Source organism: Virgibacillus sp. GM2-2 (genome assembly GCF_055329585.1).
Genome location: NZ_JBUZWC010000001.1, coordinates 497,099 through 519,660 on the forward strand (window position 1 = coordinate 497,099; position 22,562 = coordinate 519,660).

Annotated in this window: 18 protein-coding genes; 6 read left to right on the forward strand and 12 right to left on the reverse strand. The window is 38.5% G+C overall.

Annotation, left to right across the window (positions count from 1 at the left end; all coding sequences use genetic code 11):
• The first annotated feature begins 426 nt into the window (after positions 1–426).
• Both ACY9Z2_RS02185 and ACY9Z2_RS02190 read left to right on the forward strand, forming a co-directional pair.
• Positions 427–885 carry a hypothetical protein gene (locus ACY9Z2_RS02185; protein ID WP_463607962.1) on the forward strand — a complete coding sequence of 153 codons (459 nt, stop codon included), beginning with the start codon at positions 427–429 and terminating at the stop codon, positions 883–885.
• Between the two features lie 9 nt (positions 886–894).
• A complete protein-coding gene (locus ACY9Z2_RS02190; protein ID WP_463607963.1) occupies positions 895–2,937 on the forward strand; it encodes an ABC transporter permease subunit in 2,043 nt (680 codons plus the stop codon).
• Between the two features lie 94 nt (positions 2,938–3,031).
• Here the strand turns inward: ACY9Z2_RS02190 and ACY9Z2_RS02195 are convergent, their stop codons facing one another.
• The 5 genes from ACY9Z2_RS02195 to gltB form a co-directional block, all read right to left on the reverse strand.
• Positions 3,032–4,060, reverse strand: a complete 1,029-nt coding sequence (locus ACY9Z2_RS02195) for a DUF4030 domain-containing protein (RefSeq protein WP_463607964.1) — start codon at positions 4,058–4,060, stop codon at positions 3,032–3,034.
• Positions 4,057–4,575 carry a sigma-70 family RNA polymerase sigma factor gene (locus tag ACY9Z2_RS02200; RefSeq protein ID WP_463607965.1) on the reverse strand — a complete coding sequence of 173 codons (519 nt, stop codon included), beginning with the start codon at positions 4,573–4,575 and terminating at the stop codon, positions 4,057–4,059. Before ACY9Z2_RS02200 ends, ACY9Z2_RS02195 begins: the two co-directional genes overlap by 4 nt.
• A gap of 444 nt (positions 4,576–5,019) precedes the next feature.
• On the reverse strand, positions 5,020–5,925 hold the full coding sequence (locus tag ACY9Z2_RS02205) for a DUF4097 family beta strand repeat-containing protein (protein WP_463607966.1): 906 nt from the start codon (positions 5,923–5,925) through the stop codon (positions 5,020–5,022).
• 90 nt (positions 5,926–6,015) lie between these two features.
• Complete coding sequence (locus ACY9Z2_RS02210; RefSeq protein WP_463607967.1) at positions 6,016–7,503, reverse strand: glutamate synthase subunit beta; 1,488 nt, start codon at positions 7,501–7,503, stop codon at positions 6,016–6,018.
• A 75-nt stretch (positions 7,504–7,578) separates the two neighbouring features.
• A complete protein-coding gene (gltB, locus tag ACY9Z2_RS02215) occupies positions 7,579–12,141 on the reverse strand; it encodes a glutamate synthase large subunit (protein WP_463607968.1) in 4,563 nt (1,520 codons plus the stop codon).
• Between the two features lie 287 nt (positions 12,142–12,428).
• Here gltB and ACY9Z2_RS02220 point away from each other — a divergent pair, with 287 nt between their 5' ends.
• Positions 12,429–12,986, forward strand: coding sequence for a DJ-1/PfpI family protein (locus ACY9Z2_RS02220; protein ID WP_463607969.1), 558 nt, complete (start codon positions 12,429–12,431; stop codon positions 12,984–12,986).
• Between the two features lie 39 nt (positions 12,987–13,025).
• Here ACY9Z2_RS02220 and ACY9Z2_RS02225 read toward each other — a convergent pair whose 3' ends face one another.
• The 3 genes from ACY9Z2_RS02225 to wrbA all read right to left on the reverse strand — a co-directional run bounded on the left by ACY9Z2_RS02225 (position 13,026) and on the right by wrbA (position 14,710).
• Entirely contained in the window at positions 13,026–13,223 is a 198-nt protein-coding gene (locus tag ACY9Z2_RS02225) for a helix-turn-helix transcriptional regulator (protein WP_463607970.1), read from the reverse strand.
• Positions 13,210–13,746: a DUF6773 family protein gene (locus ACY9Z2_RS02230; RefSeq protein WP_463607971.1), complete on the reverse strand. Its 537-nt coding sequence runs from the start codon at positions 13,744–13,746 to the stop codon at positions 13,210–13,212. The genes ACY9Z2_RS02225 and ACY9Z2_RS02230 overlap by 14 nt, the downstream gene beginning before the upstream one ends.
• 358 nt (positions 13,747–14,104) lie before the next feature.
• Positions 14,105–14,710, reverse strand: a complete 606-nt coding sequence (gene wrbA, locus ACY9Z2_RS02235; RefSeq protein WP_463607972.1) for an NAD(P)H:quinone oxidoreductase — start codon at positions 14,708–14,710, stop codon at positions 14,105–14,107.
• Positions 14,711–14,978: 268 nt separating this feature from the next.
• Between wrbA and ACY9Z2_RS02240 the strand changes: the two genes are divergently transcribed.
• From ACY9Z2_RS02240 to ACY9Z2_RS02250, 3 genes are all read left to right on the forward strand, one after another.
• Complete coding sequence (locus ACY9Z2_RS02240) at positions 14,979–16,220, forward strand: GGDEF domain-containing protein (protein ID WP_463607973.1); 1,242 nt, start codon at positions 14,979–14,981, stop codon at positions 16,218–16,220.
• A gap of 151 nt (positions 16,221–16,371) precedes the next feature.
• Positions 16,372–16,611, forward strand: coding sequence for a hypothetical protein (locus tag ACY9Z2_RS02245; protein ID WP_463607974.1), 240 nt, complete (start codon positions 16,372–16,374; stop codon positions 16,609–16,611).
• A gap of 183 nt (positions 16,612–16,794) precedes the next feature.
• Complete coding sequence (locus tag ACY9Z2_RS02250; RefSeq protein ID WP_463608271.1) at positions 16,795–17,766, forward strand: LLM class flavin-dependent oxidoreductase; 972 nt, start codon at positions 16,795–16,797, stop codon at positions 17,764–17,766.
• A 112-nt stretch (positions 17,767–17,878) separates the two neighbouring features.
• Here the strand turns inward: ACY9Z2_RS02250 and cypC are convergent, their stop codons facing one another.
• The 4 genes from cypC to desA form a co-directional block, all read right to left on the reverse strand.
• Complete coding sequence (gene cypC, locus ACY9Z2_RS02255) at positions 17,879–19,141, reverse strand: CYP152 family fatty-acid peroxygenase CypC (protein WP_491737600.1); 1,263 nt, start codon at positions 19,139–19,141, stop codon at positions 17,879–17,881.
• Positions 19,142–19,588: 447 nt separating this feature from the next.
• Positions 19,589–20,188, reverse strand: a complete 600-nt coding sequence (locus tag ACY9Z2_RS02260; protein ID WP_463607976.1) for a response regulator — start codon at positions 20,186–20,188, stop codon at positions 19,589–19,591.
• Positions 20,185–21,318 (reverse strand): sensor histidine kinase, encoded by a 1,134-nt coding sequence (locus ACY9Z2_RS02265; protein ID WP_463607977.1) that lies wholly within the window; start codon positions 21,316–21,318, stop codon positions 20,185–20,187. The genes ACY9Z2_RS02260 and ACY9Z2_RS02265 overlap by 4 nt, the downstream gene beginning before the upstream one ends.
• A gap of 161 nt (positions 21,319–21,479) precedes the next feature.
• Positions 21,480–22,532, reverse strand: a complete 1,053-nt coding sequence (gene desA, locus ACY9Z2_RS02270; RefSeq protein ID WP_463607978.1) for a Delta(5) desaturase DesA — start codon at positions 22,530–22,532, stop codon at positions 21,480–21,482.
• Positions 22,533–22,562 lie beyond the last annotated feature (30 nt).

Here is a 22,562-nt window from a genome sequence, read left to right on the forward strand (position 1 = left end):
TACAAATTCCTTCACCTTCCTATACTACTGAAAAAAGGTAAAGGAATCAAATGGTTTCTGGTGGAAAATTGCTAGATCCTTACCGAACTTTGCTTTCCGATAGTCAAGTTAATAAGACCTAACTCTAGATCGAGATGAATTTATGTATAGGATTTTGAAAAGACAGATTTATTTGTAAATTGGGTGGTAAAAATTGTGAATTGGTAGTAAACTTACTCTATAACTATACAGATTTAGATAAGTTGTTTTTTTGGGGGGAAATACGATGAAAGTAATAAAGATTATTTTTTACCAGTTGGGACAGGCGACTATTCAACGGCTGATCGGGTAATTATTGAGGTTGTCATATTAACTGTACTTGTAGTACCTTTAACTACTGTTTTGGTTGGTAATGACATAAAGTTGCTTCTAAAGAAAGAGTTTATTATGAGCGCAAAAGTATTAGGTGGAAACAGGCTACATATTCTACTTATACACATCTTCCCGCACATTGGACCAAGAATGGCCATTTTCTTTGGTCAACAATTTATTCAAGTATTGTTTCTTTTTATTCATTTAGGAGTTGTGGAGCTTTTTTTCGGTGGAACAATTATTATAACAAAACCAGGGTACCCCGACATTTCCGTTACCAACGAATGGTCCGGGTTAGTCGCAGCTTCTAAAGAGGAAATTCATGGTGGTATGCACTTCTGGGTTCTATTATTTCCATTACTCGCCTTCATGTTAAGTATATTCGCAATGCAATTCATCATCAAAGGTGTTAAGGAAGTACAGCAGATTAAGGTTGAGGGGCTTTATAGGTATCGTAAAATGCGAATGAAAGATAGAGAATTAGATGTCAAGTTAAATCCTACAACAGATAGATTTACCTTGACTAGAAAGTAAGGTGAAAATATGAAAGCTGTAAAACTAGTCATCTATTATCTGATGGGAATCATTGGAATTTGCTGTGTAAGTGTGTTCCCTCAGTATTTTAAAGAGGAAGGGTTGGCTAACCCACTGCGTTACGTTGATTACCTTGGTGCTTTTTTCGTTAATCTATTTGACAGTGACGCTTGGAATTTCCGTGTATTCAGTTTTCCAAATAGATATCAAGAATCTGAATTAATTGCCGAAATCCCTCTTTTTGAAAAACTTTGGGATTCCTTTATCTATTCCATGCAAATATTCTTTGGGGCAATATCACTAGGCTTTTTCATTGCTATTATCTTAGCATTCATTGCTGTTTTTTTACCATTGCCTTTGTCTAATGGATTAAAACGAGTATTAAACTTTTTGGAGGCAATTCCAGATGTCATCATTGCTGTACTGTTACAAGCTATCACGATATATGCATATAAAGCATGGGGTGTGGACCTTTTCCGAGTAGCAGGATATATGGATCAGAAGGTTCTGTTTGCACCAATTTTAGCATTAGCTATCTTACCTGCCATATCGCTTTTTAAAATTTTATTGTTCCGGATTGATGAAGAGTTTTTAAAGGATTATGCCATATTTTTGAAGAGTAAAGGCATTCATAAGTTCAGCATTTTAGCCAGACACGTAAGTAAAAACGTTCTAGTTACAATTTTGCCGCATGCAAAAATCATTATTTGGGGCACGTTATCAAGCCAATTCGTGATTGAGTACTTATTCAACGTAGATGGAATTACATTTGCTATAATTAATAGCTTTACACCGATGACAATTGCAGTGGCACTGATTATGATCTTCACGCCATTTTTTATCTTTTTCCAAGTGATGGATATGTGGTTTTACGATAGTCCTGCGCATAGTGAAATTGTAACACTATCTAGAGAGAAATCCTTTGCACCAATTGAGTCGATTAAAAATTGGATAAACAGTACAAAACGGATTAACTGGAAAAAGATTCGACCATGGCAGCCTTTTGTTTATATCCTGAACGTATTTGGAACGCACATGAAAAATCCGAAGTTTGCGATAGGTAGTTTATTTTTTCTTGTTGTTATTGCGATTAGTCTTACGTACTCAATTACGACAGATAACCATGTTGATCGAAAGAACATTATCTATGAAGAAGACGGTGTTACCATTAAAAGCATGCCCCCACATCCACCCGGGGAGCCATTCATCATTGGTTCGGATGAACATGGGTTTGATTTCTTGGATCAACTCATCATCGGTGCAAAGTATACGCTAATTTTTACCCTACTAATAGCTCTACTCAGGGTACTTATCGGATTATTAGGTGGCATCGTGTATGTCTTTACCATTAAAGCAAAGGCACAGAGGTTTCTAGAAAATCTAGTAGATTCGATACACTTTCTACCACTTACTTTAATAGCTTATGTACTGCTTCGCCCCATTTTACTCGGGAGTATAAATGGTTTTGACTATCCTTTTTCCCAACGAATTATGTTAGAGATTTTCATTCTAACGATACTCGTCCTCCCGTTAACCACCGTGGTAGTGGGCAAGGATATTAAACATGTATTGCAAAATGAATTTATCATGAGCGCCAAGGTATTAGGCGGTAATCGACTACACATTTTACGTCGACACATATTCCCCCATATCGGACCTAGGTTAGCGATACTTTTCGGTCAACAGTTCATTCAAGTTTTGTACGTCTTAATTCATTTGGGCGTTCTAGAGTTTTACTTTGGGGGTACTATTCGGGTGGATGACGGTCCTGATCGTTCGGTGACCAATGAGTGGTCTGGATTAATCGGGGGTGCAAAAAATGAACTAGAAGGCGGAGATGTACAGTTATGGTTACTTGTTTATCCACTACTAGCCTTCATGTTAAGTATATTTGCGATGCAATTCATTATTAAAGGCATTAAGGAAGTGCAACAGGTTAAGGTTGGGGTACTTTATAAATTTCAGAAAAGAAGATTGCGTGAAACAGAGGAAAACGTAAAGGAATTTAAACCTACTGCGAGTGATTTTGAGATGATTAGAAGGAACAATTAAATTAAATGGTTCAAGAAGAATATAATTTAAGGAAGGGAGAAAAATTGATGATTCCTATAAAAGGCGCTACCTAAAGTGGTAACGCCATTCAAATCTAGTTAATTTTTTTCTTATCTTTACTCATTACTTCAATACGATACGGGTCATTTTTCACATTATCTTCTACCTCGTCTGATTCGATGAAGTTACGGATTGTATCTTCTATCTTTTTACCCAGTTCTTTTGCTTCTGGATGTGTCGACTTTACGGAAGTGCGAATTTCTAGACGTAGCGGTAATGGATGGAAAGAATACCCTACTCCCGTAACTTTATACTCTTTTTTAGCTAACAGACCTTCGAATACTGTATTTATTACAGGCATCCAACGTTGTTCTTGTGCTTTTATCTTCATATTGATTGTGTCTACTTTGATTGGAAATTCCCCAACATCTGCTTCTCGGATACCTTTGTTTATTTTACTTTTTATTTCAGCAATTTGTTTTTCCGTATAGGTATCTGGAATAGCCAATGAAATGAAACTCTCAATTTTGTTGTTTCTAATGCCAAGATTTATATCTTTGAATGTTTGTGTATCTAAGTTTTTATCAATTGCAGCCATTAATTTTTCGGTTTCTTGCATATATGCTTTTGTTTCTTCACTCACATCTGGCACGAATGGCTCATATTTTTCAACCTTAAGCGTATACGCATCATACCCTTTAGCTTCCAACATATCACGGGCAATTTCTTCAATCTCACCTTTCACATCGTTAAAGTATTCATCAGAACCTCCGACTGATATGCTTAGTTCCTTCCCTTTGACGCGAAAGCTTGCTCCTTGTATGTCATACCCTTTATTATCCAACTGTTCAACTATTCCACTTACTGCTGGATCCGATTCAAAAATGGTACTTAAAAACGGTACTTTCGCTAATACATTCGCTACGGTTGGGGATACAAAGGCAGACCCAATCAATAGGGCGAGGAAAACAATAACAGCTGAAAGTGAGTAAGTGAATTTTTTTCCAGACGACCACTTCTTTTTCCCTTTATTCATTCCATTTATAATCGCATTTTCTAACTTTTCTTCTGGGACATCAATTGAATTGATTTCCCTTTTTAACTCAGGAAAAGAATCTTTCATCGCATATACTCCTCCCTTAGATCCGACTTTAGTTTCTGGTTTGCTCGATGCAACTGCGTTTTTATCGTACCTTCTGGACATTCCAATACATCAGCGATTTGCTTTAGCGTGTAATCATTGTAGTACCTAAGAATTACAACCGTTTTGTACCGTTCATCTAACCGATCAATAGCGTTCATTACATCCATTCGCTCTTCTACAGGTTGTTTTTCCTGTTTTTGAAAATCACCTATCTCTTCAAAAGGAACTATTCGCTTACTTATTCTGATAAAGTCTAGTGCATTATTGATTAGAATACGGGTAAGCCAACTGGAAAAATGATTTGTTTCGTTTAGATTTTTCAGGGATATGTATGCTTTATAAATGGTTTCCTGGACAATATCTAATGCGTCATTTTCATTTTTTACGTATAGGTAAGCCATGCGATACAATTTATGTTTTTCTTGTTTTATCAACTCTTGAAAAGCTTTCTTATTTCCAAGTTTTGCTTTTTTTATTGTTTTTTCAAATGACATATGCACCCTCCTTCCATTCATTTGTTAGACTGGCGACTTACCTAAAACGTTTCGTTTAATTAAAAATTTGTATAAAAGGATCCTTTATTTATGTATATAACTCATTTAAGTTTCTCGTTAGACGCTAAAAAAACCTAGTTGGCACTAGGTTCAATTAGCTATCACTCTTTCGTTTGTAGTGTTATTTCCTTGTGCGCCCGGACAATAGACAGAGCACTACGAATTAGCATACCGGTTGGCGGACAGAAGATACCTTATTTGTATAAAAATGACCTAATTTTAGTTGCTTGCGGACACCAAAGCCCTTATTTTGTTATAATTCATTAATTACATAGTGTTTTTACCTAAATAGCGTATCGTCTGTCCGCTTCATATCTAAAAATGGGTAAAATATGTGAAATAAGGTATTCTGAGTCCACTTACGGACACCAGACGTTAGTCTAGTTAGTAAACCGTTATATCACCAGAAGTTGTTTTCGCATTAATGGTATTTTTACCTGAATCACCCTTAAAGCCAACTATTTTACGCTCAGATTTTTCTTTGTAGTTTACCCCATCTACACGGAATTCAATATCCCCTGAAGTCACTTCACAATCAAGCGTTAACGAATCAGGATAGTGCTTCGTACGGATGTCTACGTCACCACTTGTAGCAGTACAGTCTATAGATCCAGTAAAGGAGTCGTTTTGAATTCGAATATCACCACTTGATGCCCTACATTTTAAGTATCCGTCGAATGATTCGTTATGCAAAACTACATCACCTGACGAGGTTTCCAATTTTACTTCCTGAGACGAGATCCCTCTAACATTTATCGTTCCGCTACTCGCCTTCATCATTACCGAACTAGCACGGTTATTATTCGTTACAATATCACCGCTTGATGCCTTCAAAAATAAACGACTTGAAATTTCTAATCCAGATATAATCTGGCTACCTGATGACGAAATACCAGTGTAAGACTTGGAAGTTACATTGTTAATGATACTGTCCCCCGAGGACGTTTCAACATGCAAATCCTCGTACATTTTTGCGGGTAATGATACGTGCAGGTTCATGTCACTAAACGTTGTACCAAATTGAAAACCTGTATTTATTTTAAAACTAATTTCTAGCTTGTTTTCCCGTTGAATAATTTTAAACTCATAGTTTTCTGCTAGATTTTCACTCATTTCTCCTTCTAGCAAAATTCCAATTTCATCACCCGTTGCACGCAAAATTTCAATATCGGTAGATGAAGTGGAAATATGCAATGTATCGATTTTCTTGCCATCCACCGCTTCCTGTTGATGTATGTCTACTACCTTTTTGTTTAATCCAAACAACGCCATCCGTATCACTTCTCCCATCTTCGAATTCTTGTCTTAATTGTAACAGCAACTGAAAACCGTGTACTCTGTCTAGAGACGGAGAAGTGCTGGACTTCGGTAGGATTTTTTCTATGGTAGTATGGTGCTTCCCATCAAGTAGCGATCACATTCACGCGCTGCTTCGCGTCCTTCATTAATTGCCCAAACAATTAAGCTTTGTCCACGTCGCATATCGCCTGCTGCAAAAATTCCATTACGGTTTGTAGTATACTTCCCATATGGCGCATCAACGGTTGATCTATCAGTAGTTTCAATTTCTAGCTGGTTTAAAAGTTCTTGCTCCGGACCTTTAAATCCAATTGCAATTAATACAAGATCTGCTTTCCATACCTTTTCCGTTCCTGGAATCTCAACCCGCTCTCGATTTCCATTTTTATCAAAGACGAGCTTTACATTAATAGTGTGAACCTCTTTTACATTTCCTTCTGTATCACCGACGATTTTTTTGGTCATTACTGCATAAGCACGTGGATCCTGACCAAACTTACTTGCCGCTTCTTTTTGTCCATACTCAACTCGATGAATAATTGGATATTGCGGCCATGGATTACCTAGATCATCTCGCGTAGATCCTTTTTTATCATAAATATCAAATTGAGTAAGGCTTCTGCAATTATGGCGCACAGCGGTTGCGAGACAATCTGTTCCAGTGTCACCACCACCTATTACAATAACGTCCTTCCCCTCAGCAGATAGGTAGTTCCCATCCTTGTGATTGGAATCGAGCAAGCTTTTTGTATTAGCGTGCAAAAAGTCCATGGCGTGATGTACACCTTTTAACTTACTACCTTCCACTTCAATGTCGCGGTGTACCGTTGCGCCACCACACAAAATAGTCGCATCAAAATCATTATTCAATTGTCCGATGGAATAGTCTTTGCCGACCTCCGTATTGGTAACAAATTCAATCCCTTCTGCTTCTAGTATTTCTACTCGTCGTTGAACGATTGAATAGGACAACTTCATTTCTGGAATACCATACGTTAGCAGTCCTCCGACACGGTCATCTCGTTCAAAAACAGTAACGGAATGACCAGCTTTATTTAATTGTGCAGCAGCTGCAAGTCCGGCTGGTCCTGATCCAACTACAGCTACTTTTTTTCCAGTACGTTCAGTTGGAGGTTCTGGCACAACCCAGCCTTCATCGAAGCCCTTTTCAATAATCGAACGCTCGATTGTGCGAATTGCCACTGGATCTTCGTTGATACCGAGTACACACGCACCTTCACATGGTGCTGGACAAGCAATTCCCGTGAATTCTGGAAAATTATTTTTTTCATGTTCGAGTGCTAGTGCTTCTTTCCATTTCCCTTCATAAGCGAGCTGGTTCCATTCGGGGATGAGATGATTAACTGGACAACCAGATGTTGAACCGTTTATCTCCATTCCAGCATGGCACGTTGGCACACCACAATCCATACAACGTGCACCTTGTACTTGAATTTCCTCTTCAAGCATAGGCTCTGTATAGTCAATCCAGTCTTTAATTCGTTGTATCGGATCCCGCTCGCGTTGTGATTGTCGCTCATACTCCATGAAGCCCGTAATCTTTCCCATTGAACTCCTCCTTATACATTCGAACTAAGATAACAGCCGTCCCAGGATTATAAGCTTAGAACGGCTTTCCATACTTTAAATGCTTTCTTCAAACGCCTGCATTTCGGCATCAAATTTCTCAAGACCACTATCCTTTAATGCCTGAATTCGCCCTTGCATTTTCACGTATGATTTCGGTATAACACGGATGAACTTTTCAATATGCGTTTCCCAGTATGCTAAAATGCGTTCTGCATGGGCGCTATCTGTATATTTAATGTGTTTGAATATCAGATCATAGACCACCTGTCGTTCTGCTTCATCAAGGAATGATTCCACAAAAACCAACTCTTCATTTACTTTTTCCCGAAACGTTTGGTCCTCATCGTAAATATACGCTACACCACCAGACATTCCTGCAGCAAAATTTCGACCTGTTGATCCAAGAATCACAACTGTTCCACCTGTCATATATTCACACCCATGATCACCGATACCTTCTACAACAATGCTTGCACCGCTATTTCGGACGGCGAAACGTTCACCGGCAATACCCCGAATATACGCTTCACCAGATGATGCACCGTAAAAAGCAACATTTCCGATGATTATATTTTTCTCAGGTTGAAACGTGCTTACTGGATCTGGATGAACAATGATCTTTCCTCCTGACAAGCCCTTACCAACGAAGTCATTGGAGTCACCAACTAAACGTAGCGTTATTCCCCGGGGAATAAATGCGCCGAAGCTTTGACCAGCCGAACCCTTCAATGTTAATCGAATTGTGTTTTCTGGCAAGCCCTCCAAACCATAGCGGCGTGTTATTTCATTTCCAAGCAACGCTCCAGTCACGCGGTTAATATTTCGAATCGCCGTTGTAAATTCAACTGGTTCTTGGTAGTCCAATGCTCGCTGACAGTTTGGTATTAATTCTTGATAATCAAGCGACTTTTCAATTCCATGATCTTGTTTGACCGACGCAAATCTACCAACTTTCGCCGGTAAATTCGGCTGGTATAACAATTGTGTTAGATCAATTCCTTTTGCCTTCCAGTGATTCATTTCTTCATTTGTTTCCAAAACATCGGTACGACCGATCATTTCATTAATCGTACGGAAACCAAGCTCGGCCATTAATTCACGTGTTTGTCTAGCAATAAATCGCATGAAGTTTACCACATGCTCTGGGTCGCCCATAAATTTTTTGCGAAGCTCTGGATCCTGTGTTGCAATACCAACAGGACACGTATTCAGATGGCAAACGCGCATCATAACACAGCCCAGTACAACTAAAGGAGCCGTTGAAAAGCCATATTCCTCTGCACCTAGAAGTGCAGCCATTACGACGTCCTTTCCTGTCATCATTTTCCCATCGGTTTCAACGATAATACGGTCTCGTAATCCGTTTAAAAGTAATGTTTGATGTGTTTCCGCAAGTCCAACTTCCCACGGAAGTCCGGTGTGTTTTAAACTTGTACGTGGTGCTGCACCAGTTCCACCGTCATACCCACTAATCAACACAAGGTCAGCGCGCCCTTTAGCAACACCAGCTGCAATGGTACCGACACCTACTGCTGAAACTAGTTTTACACTAATTCGCGCCTTTGGGTTTGTGTTTTTCAAGTTATGAATTAACTCAGCCAAATCTTCTATTGAATAGATATCATGATGAGGCGGTGGTGAAATCAACTCTACTCCTGGCGTCGACCCACGTACCTCTGCAATCCATGGATACACCTTTTTACCAGGCAAATGACCACCTTCACCAGGTTTGGCACCTTGTGCAATTTTAATTTGTATTTCATCGGCATTCACTAAGTAATGACTTGTTACACCGAAGCGTCCAGATGCAACCTGCTTAATCGAGCTACGTCTTAGATCGCCATTCGTATCCATAGAAAAACGATCCGGATCCTCCCCACCTTCACCTGTATTACTTGATCCGCCAACGCGATTCATAGCAATAGCAAGTGCTTCGTGTGCTTCTTTACTGATAGAACCATAAGACATCGCACCTGTTTTAAAACGCTGACAAATCGATTCGACTGATTCTACTTCTTCCAAAGGTACAGACGCTTGTTTTTTAAACTTTAACAGCCCTCGGAGTGACTGGAGATTATTCGTTTCATCGGTTAATAGATTTGTATATTCGTTGAAAAGGGCATAATCATTTGTCCGACAAGCATGTTGCAAAAGATGAATGGTACGTGGATTATATTGATGATCCTCCCCGTCTTCTCGGTATTGAAATTCATCTCCTGCCGCTAAACGGGGCAAGTCGCCACGTGTATCGCCAAACCCTCGTGTATGTCGCATTCTTGCCTCTTTTTCGATAATATCAATCCCGATGCCTCCAAGACGTGATGATGTCCGGGTAAAATATTTATCGATTACACGTTGATGAATACCAACCGCTTCAAAAATCTGTGCACCTCGATAGCTCTGAATAGTTGAAATTCCCATCTTTGATAGAATCTTAATGATTCCATCCGTAACAGATTGAATATATCGCTCAACGGCTTTACTTTTATTAAATGGTTCCATTTCTTTTCTTTCAACCAAATCACCAATCGTATCAAATACGAGATACGGATTAATCGCTTCTGCTCCGTACCCTAAAAGCGCAGCAAAGTGGTGTACCTCTCGTGGTTCAGCCGATTCTAGCAATATACTAACAGTGGTACGTGTCCGCTTACGAATAAGATGATGGTGTAGACCAGACACTGCTAGTAACGCTGGAATTGCGGCACGCCCCTTGCCTGTACCACGATCAGACAAAATAAGAAGGGTTACGCCCTGATTAATGGCTGCGTCCGCCTCTATAAACATCTTTTCTAACGCTCTTTCCATTGCACCTTCTTCGTCTGAATCAAAAAGAATAGAAAGTTCCTCCACATCAAAGTTATCTACCTGTTCCACGCGAAGTTTTTCCAGTTGATTATTCGTTATCACCGGTGTTTTCAGTCGAATGTGTCTAGCACTTTCGGGTGTTGGATTTACGAGATTACCTTCTTTACCTATTGTCGTTTCTACCATCGTGATTATCTTTTCTCGAATTGCGTCTATTGGTGGATTCGTTACTTGGGCAAAAAGCTGTTTAAAATAGTTGTACAAAAGCTGTGGTTGTTTCGACAGAACAGCTAGCGGAGAATCATAGCCCATCGAACCAATTGGATCTTTTCCATCTAAAACGAGTGGCTTAATAATTTTATTTAATTCTTCCTTTGTATAGCCAAACGCAAGCTGTTGCTTTCGTAACTCTTCTCCTTCAATAGCTTTTTTCTCATGTAACACCTCTGGGATAGCGTCGAGGTCAATCTTATGATTCAACCATTCTTTATACGGCTCCTCTGAAGCAATCTGCAACTTAATCTCATCATCTGGTATAATGACGCCTTTCTCTAAATCAACTAACAGCATTTTGCCTGGCTGCAATCGGTCTTTATAGGCAATATCATCCGCAAAAATATCCAGAGCCCCGACCTCAGAACCGAGTACAATCATGCCACTTTTCGTTACATAATAACGGGCAGGTCTAAGCCCATTACGATCGAGACATGCACCAATTTGCTTACCATCTGTAAACACCAATGCCGCTGGTCCGTCCCACGGCTCCATTAGTGAACTATGATAATCATAAAAATCGCGCTTCTCCTGTGCGATGGTTTTATCATTTGCCCAAGGCTCTGGAATCATCATCATTGCTGTATGTGCAAGTGACCTACCAGAGAGATGAAGAAACTCGAAACAGTTATCAAACATGGACGAGTCACTACCATCGTCATCAATAACTGGAAGAACTTTTTGCAAATCTTCCCGAGGAAAATTTTCAGATGCGCAAAGCTGCTCTCGCGCACGCATCCAATTAACATTTCCACGCAACGTATTAAATTCACCATTATGAATCGTATAGCGGTTCGGATGCGATCGCTTCCAGCTAGGAAATGTGTTTGTACTAAAGCGAGAATGTACCAGCGCAAGTGCCGATTGAAAATCTGGATGATTTAAGTCGATATAGAATGAATCCAGTTGTTCCGGAATCAACATGCCTTTATATACAATTGTTCGTGTTGATAGGCTACTAATATAAACATCATCAAACGCGGGATTCTTTGCCATTTCCTTTTCCACGCGTTTTCGTATGACATATAGCTTGCGTTCGAACGCCATTTGATCAGGGAGATCGTCTGACTTTTTAATGAAAACCTGACGAATTACGGGTTTACTTTTAGAGGCTACTTTTCCGATGAAAGAATCATTAATTGGCACAGGGCGCCAACCGAGGAAGGTCTGTCCTTCTTCAAGAATTATCTGTTCAAAGAGATCCTTGCTTTGAATCCTTGTTTCGTGAGCAGTAGGTAAAAATACCATACCAACTCCATACTCTCCTGCGTTGGGTAACGCGATATTTTCCTTTTCACACTGCTTTTTAAAAAAACGATGTGGAATCTGCGTAAGGATGCCAGCACCATCTCCCGTACTGGTATCTGCCGATTGACCACCTCGGTGCTCTAAATTACATAAAATGTTAATCGCATTTTGCACGATGTTATGTGTTTTTTCTCCATTTATATTTGCAATCATACCAATTCCACATGCCTCGTGTTCATTGGCAGGATCATACAGGCCCTGCAATGCAGGGAATCCGTTTCTTGTCATCACAACAACCCCTTTCTATTATCAAAAAATTCTAGTAACTAATAGTATAGCATAAAATTAATGTTAACATAAAATTCTGACTGTTATTTCTTTTGAAAAATTTATGGAAGCGTTACCAAAAGTTCTAATATAGCCAATCTCATTTTAATAAAAATTTTACTGTGGTATAATCATTTATAGAATTTTCAAAACGATCGGAAAGGGGTTGGTTTGCATGATATTCAAGAAAAAGGTGGTAAAGTTTAGTTGTTCTGTTGGTAGTCTAAACAAATAAAGGAGTTGGACAATTGAAAGTATTATTCTTTTTATACGATGGTTATGTCGATTGGGAAATCAGCCCTTTATCGTACATGTTGAACATTTCCGATATTGAAATCGAGACAACAGCGTTAACTGAGGTAGTGACACACGAAGGAAATTTCAAGGTTATGGTTGATAAACAGGTTGAAAAATGTGATCCAGAAGCTTATGATATGTTAATTATTCCAGGCGGAAACCCTGAACCTCTAGTGGAAGAAAAACGATTGCTTGATCTCATTCGATCATTCGATGAAAAAGGAAAGTTCATTGCAGCAATTTGTGGTGGGCCAACATTTCTTGCTGCCGCTGGTGTTTTACGGGAAAGAAACTACTCCACGTCAATGGAAGAACATGAATTTCCGGAGTATTTTAATAGGGAATACAAACGTGATGCGGACGTAACAATCTGCGAAAATTTAATTACAGCTGAAGGAAATGCATATATCGAATTTGCAATTTCTGTTGGTAAAAAGCTTTCCATTTTTGAAGACAGAGAAGACGTATTAGAAACGGTATTGTTTTTCAAAAACCAATTACGAGACTAAACAAACAGGCCAACCAGCTTCGTGCTGGCTGGCCTGTTTTTATTGTTCCTCCCAAAACAAATCATCTAGCGTTCTCGAAAGATTCTTACATATAGCAATACACAAACTGATACTTGGGTTATATTTACCAAGCTCTATGAGACCAATCGTTTGCCTCGTAACACCTACTCGCTTAGCTAGTTCTTCTTGTGACAAGTCCTTTTCCACACGCGCCATTTTCATTTTAATATTTTTCATCGTCGTCACCAAATTCATCTTCGTTTAGTTCTTTTTCATTTACGTGCTCACTACGGCTATTGAAAAAGGCAAAGCTACCGCCGAAAAATAGTAAGAAGAATGGAATATAAATCATAAGTGAAACCAAAAACGTAATGATAAAATAAGTGACAGCTGTATCAATCGCTTCAGCATATCTTGCACTGTGTAAGCCCATCATAACCGCAAATACAATACCTAGTACAATGCCTCCTATCACATTCTTTTTAGAAAGAGACGTCTTGTGTTGCTGATCATGCAGTTCTGTTTCTGCTGAAAAGAGTCCCATGTTACTTGACCGAAACACATAGTATACTCCCTGAACGAACAAGATGATTAGCTCAGTTGCAACATTTTCGATCTCCACCCCATAGACAATCGATTTTACGATTAAGGATAGGGTACAAATAATTACTACTAAAACGTACATTTCACGATAAATTTTGTTTTGCATTTGTGTTAGACGTTCATCTTTTACCTTGTTAGTAAACCTCAAATAATTCATTAAGCATACCTCCAATTTTATCTTGTAATCCTATTATATACTATTTATTACTTTTTGCAATATATATATTACATTTTGAACAATAAAAAAATCATTAGACCATTTGTAGTAGTAGAAGATGTATTTGAGGTGTAATTAATTTATGGATTGAGGTAGCACCGTATTTTGTGCTTGGATCGTATTTCATCTGATTCGGATCGTATTTTTAAAATTAGGATCGTAAATGTTGAAATCTCGATCGTATTTCAATAAACCGGCCTAAACGAAAGCTGTATTGGACGCAATTTTCACCCCGCAAATAAAAAAATCAGATCCTCACATTACATGCGAAGATCTGATTTATCTTTCAACTATATTATTAGCCGTTTTTCACCATTGCAGCTACTTCAATTGTACGTTTTGCTTGATGCTTAACCGCACCTTGAACATCTTCAACCATATTTCCGTCTTGGTCTACAGATACACTAGTTCCATATGGGTTACCGCCAGCGCCGAATAATACTGGATCTGTGTATCCAGGTGATGCAATAATCGCACCCCAGTGGAACATGGATGTGTAAAGAGATAGTAATGTAGCTTCTTGACCACCGTGTGGATTTTGAGCAGAAGTCATTCCACTTACTACTTTATTAACTGTTTTACCTGTTGCCCATAATCCACCTTGTAAATCAAGGAATTGCTTCATTTGAGATGGAAGGTTACCGAAACGAGTTGGCATACTGAAGATTACTGCATCTGCCCAATCTAAATCGTCAGATGATGCCACTGGAACATCTTTTGTTGCGTCAACATGTGCTCTCCATGCAGGATTAGAATCAATTGCTGCATCTGGAGCTAGTTCATTTACTTTTAATACGCGAACTTCTGCACCTTGTTCCTTTGCACTTTCCTCTGCCCATTTTGCCATTTGATAGTTCGTACCTGTTGAACTATAGTAAATAACCGCTAATTTAACATTTGACATAGTCTCTATCTCCTTTTTATTTTTAAACATTTTAGTGAAAAAACCCATGAATTACACTCCTTTTATTTTTACCAATTAGTCGACTTTTATTAAGATAAAGTATATAACACAGGTTACTTTACGTAATTAAGTATATTTATATAACATAATATTGTCAAGTAAGTTATTTAGGAAAATTAATCCAATAATTTTTAAAATATTTCTACTAATACTTTAATTTGTCGTGTAAAATAATTAGTAAGGGTATTAAAGGGGAGAAGTAGTTGTTATGCACGAGGCTAGAAATTTTATATATGGTTTATTTATCGTTGCTGCAGTATTTGCTATAACATCCAAGGAACCCATCGCTGATTGGAAAACGTATCTTATAGCTTTTGGATTATTATGGCTTTTTTCAAGTCTTTACGATCATTTCAAGTTAGTTGTTACAAGCAAAAAAGGTGAAGGTGCATACATCGATTACGGGATTAATTATAGCCTTGCAATTGCACTATTTTCCGGACCAATTGGTCTGCTTATCTATGAAACGATATTGCGATTTACCGAGTTTGTTAATAAAAAACGAACGAATACTGCCGAACCAGATGAAATACGGCATACCATTTATAACATTGGTTCCTTTACCTTTAATGGAACTTTAGGCTATTACATATTCTATTGGCTTCATCCATATTTTCAAACGATTCCATTCGGATTTTGGATTTTATTGTTTCTTATTATAGGTGTCATGTCACTCCTATCTGATATTTTCATTATTATCGTTTTTAAGCTTCTTGGCGAAATGAATACAATGAAAGAAGCAGTTGATTTTATTAAAACGCGATCCATCCTTGATATGGGCAAAATTTCATTTACGAATGGTTTATTACTGCTTTTTCTTCAAGAGCAACAATGGGAAATAATTATTAGTTTGCTTATTTTAAACTATCTTGTTAGTCGTTCTTTTTTGGACAAGTCGCAAAGTATGCAAAACAAAATTGAACGGGACAAATTTGAAATGATGGCCTATAGCGATTTTTTAACAAATTTACATAACCGTGCATATATGGATCTGAAAATGAACGAATTAGATCATTCAAATGAACCATTAGGTATTGTTGTTGCGGACATTGATATGTTTAAAAAAATCAATGATACGTATAACCATGCAATAGGTGATCATGTCATTAAACAATTTGCATCAACACTTAAAGACTTTTTGAATAAGGACGATTATGTATTCCGAAGTGGCGGGGAAGAATTCACACTGTTCCTTAGAAAGAGAAATTTTAAGGAGACTGTTGACTTTGTGAAAAAAGTTAAGCATCATACAGAAACTAGTTCTGTGAGCGCGGAATATAATGAACAAACAGTATCTATTTCTTTTACTGCGTCATTTGGTCTGTACTATTTTGTCGCAAATGAACACGTTTCTATGGAAAAAGGCTACATCCAAGCAGATCAACTATTACTACAATCGAAGAGACATGGAAGAAATCGAATCTCAGTTAGAAACGGTACAATCAACTAGTGGAAAACATATAAAATTCCGGAGAATGCCTGTCTTTTTAAGGACAATTGGTATTTTCCACAATACCGAATCATAAGTAATAAGTATAACCTTTAAGGAGGAGATTCTTATTTCTGAAGAAAGCAACAAGAATAAGCGCAACAAAGAAAATTTGGTTAAGAATACTTCAAATGATGCGAATGACTTAGTGCACAAAACAGTAGATACTGCTAATGATTTTGTTAAATCAGTATCTGGTAGAGGCGGCCTTGTAGGTAAGGCATCCGATGCTTCATCTAATGTAATAAAAGGGGTTTCGAATACTGGTAACAGCGTCATTGGTAAAGCATCAGATACTTCTTCAAAAGCTTTCAAAAGTGCAAAAGGAAAGTTTTCTAGAAAAAAGGATTAACTATACATTCAAAATCCAAGAAATGAACTAAGTTATGTTCACTCCTTGGATTTTTTATTATCCCCATTTTCCATGGAGCAGATGACTGGACGGTTTTTTAGTTGGGGCGTATCATTTCTTATCAAGGAGTGATGTAATGTGTCTTTAGCGCGAACAAATTGTAAACAGTTTAATCATATACCAATGTCTGTTTTGGATCTCGCCCCTATCATAGAAGGTGGGAACGCCGCACAGTCGTTTCGTAATAGCGTAGAATTAGCACAGCATGTAGAAAAATGGGGTTTTAACCGATATTGGCTAGCTGAACATCACAACATGCCTGGAATTGCAAGTTCAGCAACCTCGGTAATCATCGGCCATATCGCTGGTGCAACTAGTAAAATCCGAGTAGGTGCAGGTGGCATTATGCTACCGAATCATGCAACACTCGTAATTGCTGAGCAATTTGGGACGCTCGAAACAATTTACCCAGGACGAATCGACCTTGGTCTTGGACGAGCGCCAGGTAGTGATCAAGCAACCGCTTATGCACTGCGACGTACGTTAAATATGCGTGTAGAGGATTTTCCGCTACAGGTTGACGAGCTTCAAGAATATTTTGCAGGAGAGGCACGTGTTCGTGCTGTCCCTGGTGAAGGGCTAGATATTCCACTTTGGCTATTAGGTTCGAGCGGATTTAGTGCACAGCTCGCTGCACATAAAGGACTACCTTTTTCTTTTGCTAGTCATTTTGCGCCTGACTATACCATTCCGGCTTTAAATCTTTATCGAGACAACTTTAAACCATCAAGTGCATTGGAAAAACCACACGCGATGCTTGGGGTTAATGTAATTGCGGCTGACACAGATGAAGAAGCAAAAAGATTAGCTACTTCACAACAACTACAATTCTTAAGCATTCGGAGAGGAAAGCCTACCAAATTACAACCTCCTATCGATAACATAGATGAGGTGTGGACGGAAATGGAACGAGCAACTGTTGAAAAAACACTAGATGCAGGAGCAACTATTATTGGTGGTCCCGAAACCGTGAAGCAAAAGTTAGAAAGCTTTATTGAGAAAACGGAAGCAGACGAACTGATTATTAATGCGCAAATCTATGATCAAAAAGCAAGATTACATTCATATGAAATTGTTTCCGAACTGATGAAATAAATGCAGATGTCACATTAGGTAAAGGTGAACCAAATGTGACATCCTTTTTTTCATGGTGGTTTTGACACATAAATTTCATCGCCCTAAACGAGTTTTCGTATGAAGGGCGTTTTTAGTAGTTACTTTTTCTTCTAACCCCATCCATAATAAATCTACTTTTAGGAATAGTGGGCATCCGCGCCAAATTAATCGTTAAGTCCTGTTCGGGCACTTCGTAATTCATTTGAATTGTTAAAAACGCCAAACTAGCTTTCATTGCTTCAATTGTGAGCCATTCTCCAGCACAACGATGACCATTTTTGTAGTCACCACCGCCCTGTGGTATGAAGTCGAACGGGCTACCTTTCCAATGCTTAAATCTTTCTGGATTAAATTCGTCAGGATCTTTCCAAAGTTCTAGACTGTGATTCGTTCCATAAACATCTAATAACACCAGATTACCTTTCCTAAATTTACATTCCTTCCAAATAAAATCTCTACGCACTCGGGCACCTAAAAATGGACCAAATGGGTAATAACGGCGAACTTCCTGTACAAATAATTGACGATAATTATCTTCATTACGTTGTAGCTTCATTTTCGTTTCAGGATGCTCATGAATTGCTAAAGCTCCAAACGTTACATACCGTGTGATTGCTACAATCGGCCGCACAATGTTTAGCAGTTCAACTGCTGCCATTTGTGTATCCAAAAGCTTATCATCTAAATCACGATGCCAAATAACTTCGAATAATGGGGAACCGTCACAGGCTTCTATTTTCCCTGCACGTGCCTGTTCAACAATACCACGAATCCACTTTTCTGATCGTTTGCGGGCTTGTCTTCCATGCCAATGTCTTGGACCAATAGCTCCAAATGCATCAATCATCGCACTTAGATCGTTGGCATGTTCTGTAACTTCTTTTTCCTTTAACGGGACCCCAGCCCATTTACATGCAACCCGACACATGATTTCTTTTGCTTCATCGAATAAGACAATGCTATTTTTCGTTTCCCACTTATTCAGTGCCAAATTCCATTGTTCTTTCGTAAGTTCAGCAATCCGCGCTACACTTTCTCGTGTCATCAACTTCATAAATAATTCCTTACGATGCTTATGTGCAATACCGTCCATCGTTTGCACACCATTTTCACCAAATAACGTTTTCTGAACACGTTTTGGTGCTGAACCTTTCCGTTGAAATTTTTCATTGTCATAAAAGATACTGGCTGCTTCCTTGCCGTTAATACAGATTATTTTTTGACCACCTAGGAGACGTGTTTGAAAAATGTTCGTATCGAATCTGCGAAATCTATTCGGTAAAAATAAGAAGCCTTCTGAGAGGAGAGCAAGACTATTATCTAGCTTTTTATCACGGGGAATACGGTTTCTAATACCCATTTGTACAATTCCTCCTTGTTTAGCAAATCGTCTTTTTATGTTTCCCGAAAATAGTTGCATCAAACAAGAAAAGGAAAACCGGCATGTTTCTAGTTCCGTTATAAATTTACTGCAACGAATGGTACTTAAGTTACGATTGGCGGACATCAGATTCCCTATTGGTATAAAATGGGCTAATTTTGGTTGCCTATCGGACTCCAGAGACGCTATTTTGTTATAAATCAGTGATTCAAAGGCTTTTTTACGTAAATAACGTCTTTGGTGTCCGCTTCAGGCTTGAAAAAGATCAATTTACGTGAAATAAGGGATTCTGAGTCCGTATATTACCGGCCAGACCTCAATTACCACTTTTCTCTACTAGCTTCGGTTTCTAAAAAGCGCTAATATGCACAGTAAAAAAAGACCTGCCATTAGTGGTCAGATCTTCCTGGATTTATTTATTCACTTAAACCAACCTTTTTCCTTAAACCGCGAGATTGCTTCAATTCGGTTGGTCACGTCAAGTTTGTCTAAGATAACAGATACGTAATTTCGGACTGTACCTGTTGTGATAAACAGCTGGTTCGCAATTTCTTTTGTGTTTTTCCCGTTAGCAATTAATTGGATGACTTGTTCTTCGCGCTCAGTTAGCGGGCTTCCCGAGCTATACGCCATATCTACTAATTCGGGTGCATATATTTTACGGCCATCCATAATCGTACGGATTGAATTGGCCAAATCCTCACTTGGGCTGTCTTTTAGCAAATAGCCGCTTACCTCGGCATTTCGTGCGCGTTCGAAATAACCTGCACGGGCAAATGTTGTTAATACAATCACTTTGCATGGGTGATCCTTCAATTCCTCTGCTACATCGAGTCCTGTCTTCAAGGGCATTTCAATATCCATTATACAGATGTCTGGGTCATGCTGGTGGACAAGTGCCAACGCTTCTTCCCCGTTCTTAGCCTTTCCAACTACTTGCATGTCTTCCTCTAAATCCAATAATGATGCAAGCGCCCCGAGTAACATGCGCTGATCCTCCGCAATAACAATACGAATCACAACAACCCCTCCTCATCTGATTCTTTAATAACATTTGGAACCCGAATGATAAGCGTGGTTCCATTCCTAGACTCAAGTTCAAGCTTACCGTTTACAAATTCAAGTCGCTCACGCATCCCTTGTAGCCCATGTCCTTTATAAGCCGCATTTTCAGATAGACCAATACCATCGTCCTTTACCGTAACACGCATTTCTTTTGGTAGTTGCTCAATCAGAATAAAGCAATTCTCCGCCTGACTATGCTTCACAATATTCGTAACAGATTCCTTCAAACTCATGCTGATAACATTTTCGACCAATAAAGGAGTGTTTGTTAGACTCGGACTACCTTCTATTTCAACATTGATTTGTGCTGCAGTTAACATTTGTTTAATACGAATAATTTCATCCTGAAGTCTTGTTCCTTTCATATCAGAAACCATTTCCCGCACTTCCTTTAATGCAGTTCTTGCTGTTTGATGGATATCATTCATTTCCGCCTTCGCATTTTCGGGATTTAAGTTAATGAGCTTACCAGCAAGATCGCTTTTTAATCCAATTAACGAAAGCTTCTGACCTAACGTATCATGTAAGTCACGCGCAATTCGTTGGCGCTCTTCGATTACAACCAACTGGGAAATTCGTTTGTTGGCGTCTTTCAATTGCCCCTCTAATTTCTCCTGTTTGTTTCGATTGTACATATTTGCAGGAAGCAAGATAACTCCTACAATACACATAATGATGAATGGTAACTGCATAAAGAAAGCTTCAGTATGTGTAAAAAAGCCTATGCTTACTGCCGCAATTGTGGTTACGAGATGAACAACATAAAGCGAAATAAAACCAGCTTTATTTTGTATATTACCTATATAAAATGCTAGAAATAATGAAAAATACACATATCCTAAAAACAGCGTCATCACAATACTAATTGTCATTTCTATTCCAACGGATAGATATACCGTCCACCCTTGTGAAATGAAAGATAAACGATACGTGGCAAAAAAGATTAGAATCATAAAGATCCCTATAATGATCTCCAGTGTAGATGACGAACGAAATACAAAATAGAAGGGTAATACACAAAATATAATCCAAGCATACGCACTGAGCCCTGTATTTTTGGGGATAATATGAAACCAATTTTGCATGTAAAACCCTCCTTTGTTTCAACGTTGTCTAGTGATAGCGCTTAGAAGGCAACTCGCACTTCTATGCTCTTCCCGTCTTGCAAGGCGCTTATACTTTCTATACTTATTATACCAACAAAAGCCCTCCTATTAATAACAGAAGGGCAATCGGATAATTAAATCTATTTTTCCTGCACGCTAGACCTAGTAGGATTCAAATTCACACGTGCTGAAGGTTTTTTCATTAATTCCTTCACTTCTTTAAAAGTTTTAAACGATTTACTTGCCTCGTCGTACAAACGAAAACGAATCGATTGTAAACTAGACATAAATGTAATTGTGGTTGCCTTTTGCAGTGGTGGTGTTGATTCATGCGCCTTTTCCAAATGATAGTTTGGTACTCTTGGACTTAAATGATGAACATGATGAAATCCGATGCTACCAGTCAACCATTGCATTACTTTTGGCAATTTATAATACGAACTACCATCTACCGCAGCTTTTACATAATCCCATTCATCTTCGTTTTCAAAATAGGAATCCTCAAATTGATGTTGTACGTAAAATAACCAGATACCTGCTGATCCTGCCACGAAAAGAATCGGAAGCTGAATGATTAAGAATGCTTGCCAGCCAATCGCAAGTATCATCAGCGTGTACAAAACGACTATCGATACATTTATTAAATAGGTGTTAAAGCGTTCTTTCTTTTTAGCACCTTTACGGTTAAATCGATTGGAAACTAAAAATAGATAAAAAGGTCCTAACCCGAACATCACAAACGGATTTCTGTATAATCTATAAGCCAATCTCCCCCAAAACGATGCAGCAACATACTCGTCCACTGTCATTACCCAGACATCTCCAGTTCCACGTTTATCTAGATTACTACTCGTTGCGTGGTGAATCGCGTGGTTCCGTTTCCATTTTTCAAATGCGAACAGGGTAATGATACCAGTAATGGTTCCGACAACACGATTCGCTTTTTTATTTTTAAAGAAGGACATGTGTGTGCAATCATGAAAAATGATAAAGATTCGAACAACGAATCCTGCAGCAACAACGGCTAGTGCCAATGTTAACCAAACAGAAACCGCTAAGCTCTGATAGGCAAGAAACCAAAGAGCAATGAACGGTAATATTGTATTAATTAATTGTTTTATACTTGCTTTCATATCTGCTTTTTCAAATTGTGCAACGTCTTTTCGTAATTGTGCTTGTTTTTGTTTACTCATCATTTCCTCCTATGAAAAGGATATAGTTAT

What these genes read in the sequence shown, in the direction of transcription:
- ACY9Z2_RS02185 (WP_463607962.1), top strand. Translation starts at nt 427, where the DNA reads ATGAGCGCAAAAGTATTAGGTGGAAACAGGCTACATATTCTACTTATA.
- ACY9Z2_RS02190 (WP_463607963.1), top strand. Translation starts at nt 895, where the DNA reads ATGAAAGCTGTAAAACTAGTCATCTATTATCTGATGGGAATCATTGGA.
- ACY9Z2_RS02195 (WP_463607964.1), bottom strand. Translation starts at nt 4,060, where the DNA reads ATGAAAGATTCTTTTCCTGAGTTAAAAAGGGAAATCAATTCAATTGAT.
- ACY9Z2_RS02200 (WP_463607965.1), bottom strand. Translation starts at nt 4,575, where the DNA reads ATGTCATTTGAAAAAACAATAAAAAAAGCAAAACTTGGAAATAAGAAA.
- ACY9Z2_RS02205 (WP_463607966.1), bottom strand. Translation starts at nt 5,925, where the DNA reads ATGGGAGAAGTGATACGGATGGCGTTGTTTGGATTAAACAAAAAGGTA.
- ACY9Z2_RS02210 (WP_463607967.1), bottom strand. Translation starts at nt 7,503, where the DNA reads ATGGGAAAGATTACGGGCTTCATGGAGTATGAGCGACAATCACAACGC.
- gltB (WP_463607968.1), bottom strand. Translation starts at nt 12,141, where the DNA reads ATGACAAGAAACGGATTCCCTGCATTGCAGGGCCTGTATGATCCTGCC.
- ACY9Z2_RS02225 (WP_463607970.1), bottom strand. Translation starts at nt 13,223, where the DNA reads ATGAAAAATATTAAAATGAAAATGGCGCGTGTGGAAAAGGACTTGTCA.
- ACY9Z2_RS02230 (WP_463607971.1), bottom strand. Translation starts at nt 13,746, where the DNA reads ATGAATTATTTGAGGTTTACTAACAAGGTAAAAGATGAACGTCTAACA.
- wrbA (WP_463607972.1), bottom strand. Translation starts at nt 14,710, where the DNA reads ATGTCAAATGTTAAATTAGCGGTTATTTACTATAGTTCAACAGGTACG.
- ACY9Z2_RS02240 (WP_463607973.1), top strand. Translation starts at nt 14,979, where the DNA reads ATGCACGAGGCTAGAAATTTTATATATGGTTTATTTATCGTTGCTGCA.
- ACY9Z2_RS02250 (WP_463608271.1), top strand. Translation starts at nt 16,795, where the DNA reads ATGTCTGTTTTGGATCTCGCCCCTATCATAGAAGGTGGGAACGCCGCA.
- ACY9Z2_RS02265 (WP_463607977.1), bottom strand. Translation starts at nt 21,318, where the DNA reads ATGCAAAATTGGTTTCATATTATCCCCAAAAATACAGGGCTCAGTGCG.
- desA (WP_463607978.1), bottom strand. Translation starts at nt 22,532, where the DNA reads ATGAGTAAACAAAAACAAGCACAATTACGAAAAGACGTTGCACAATTT.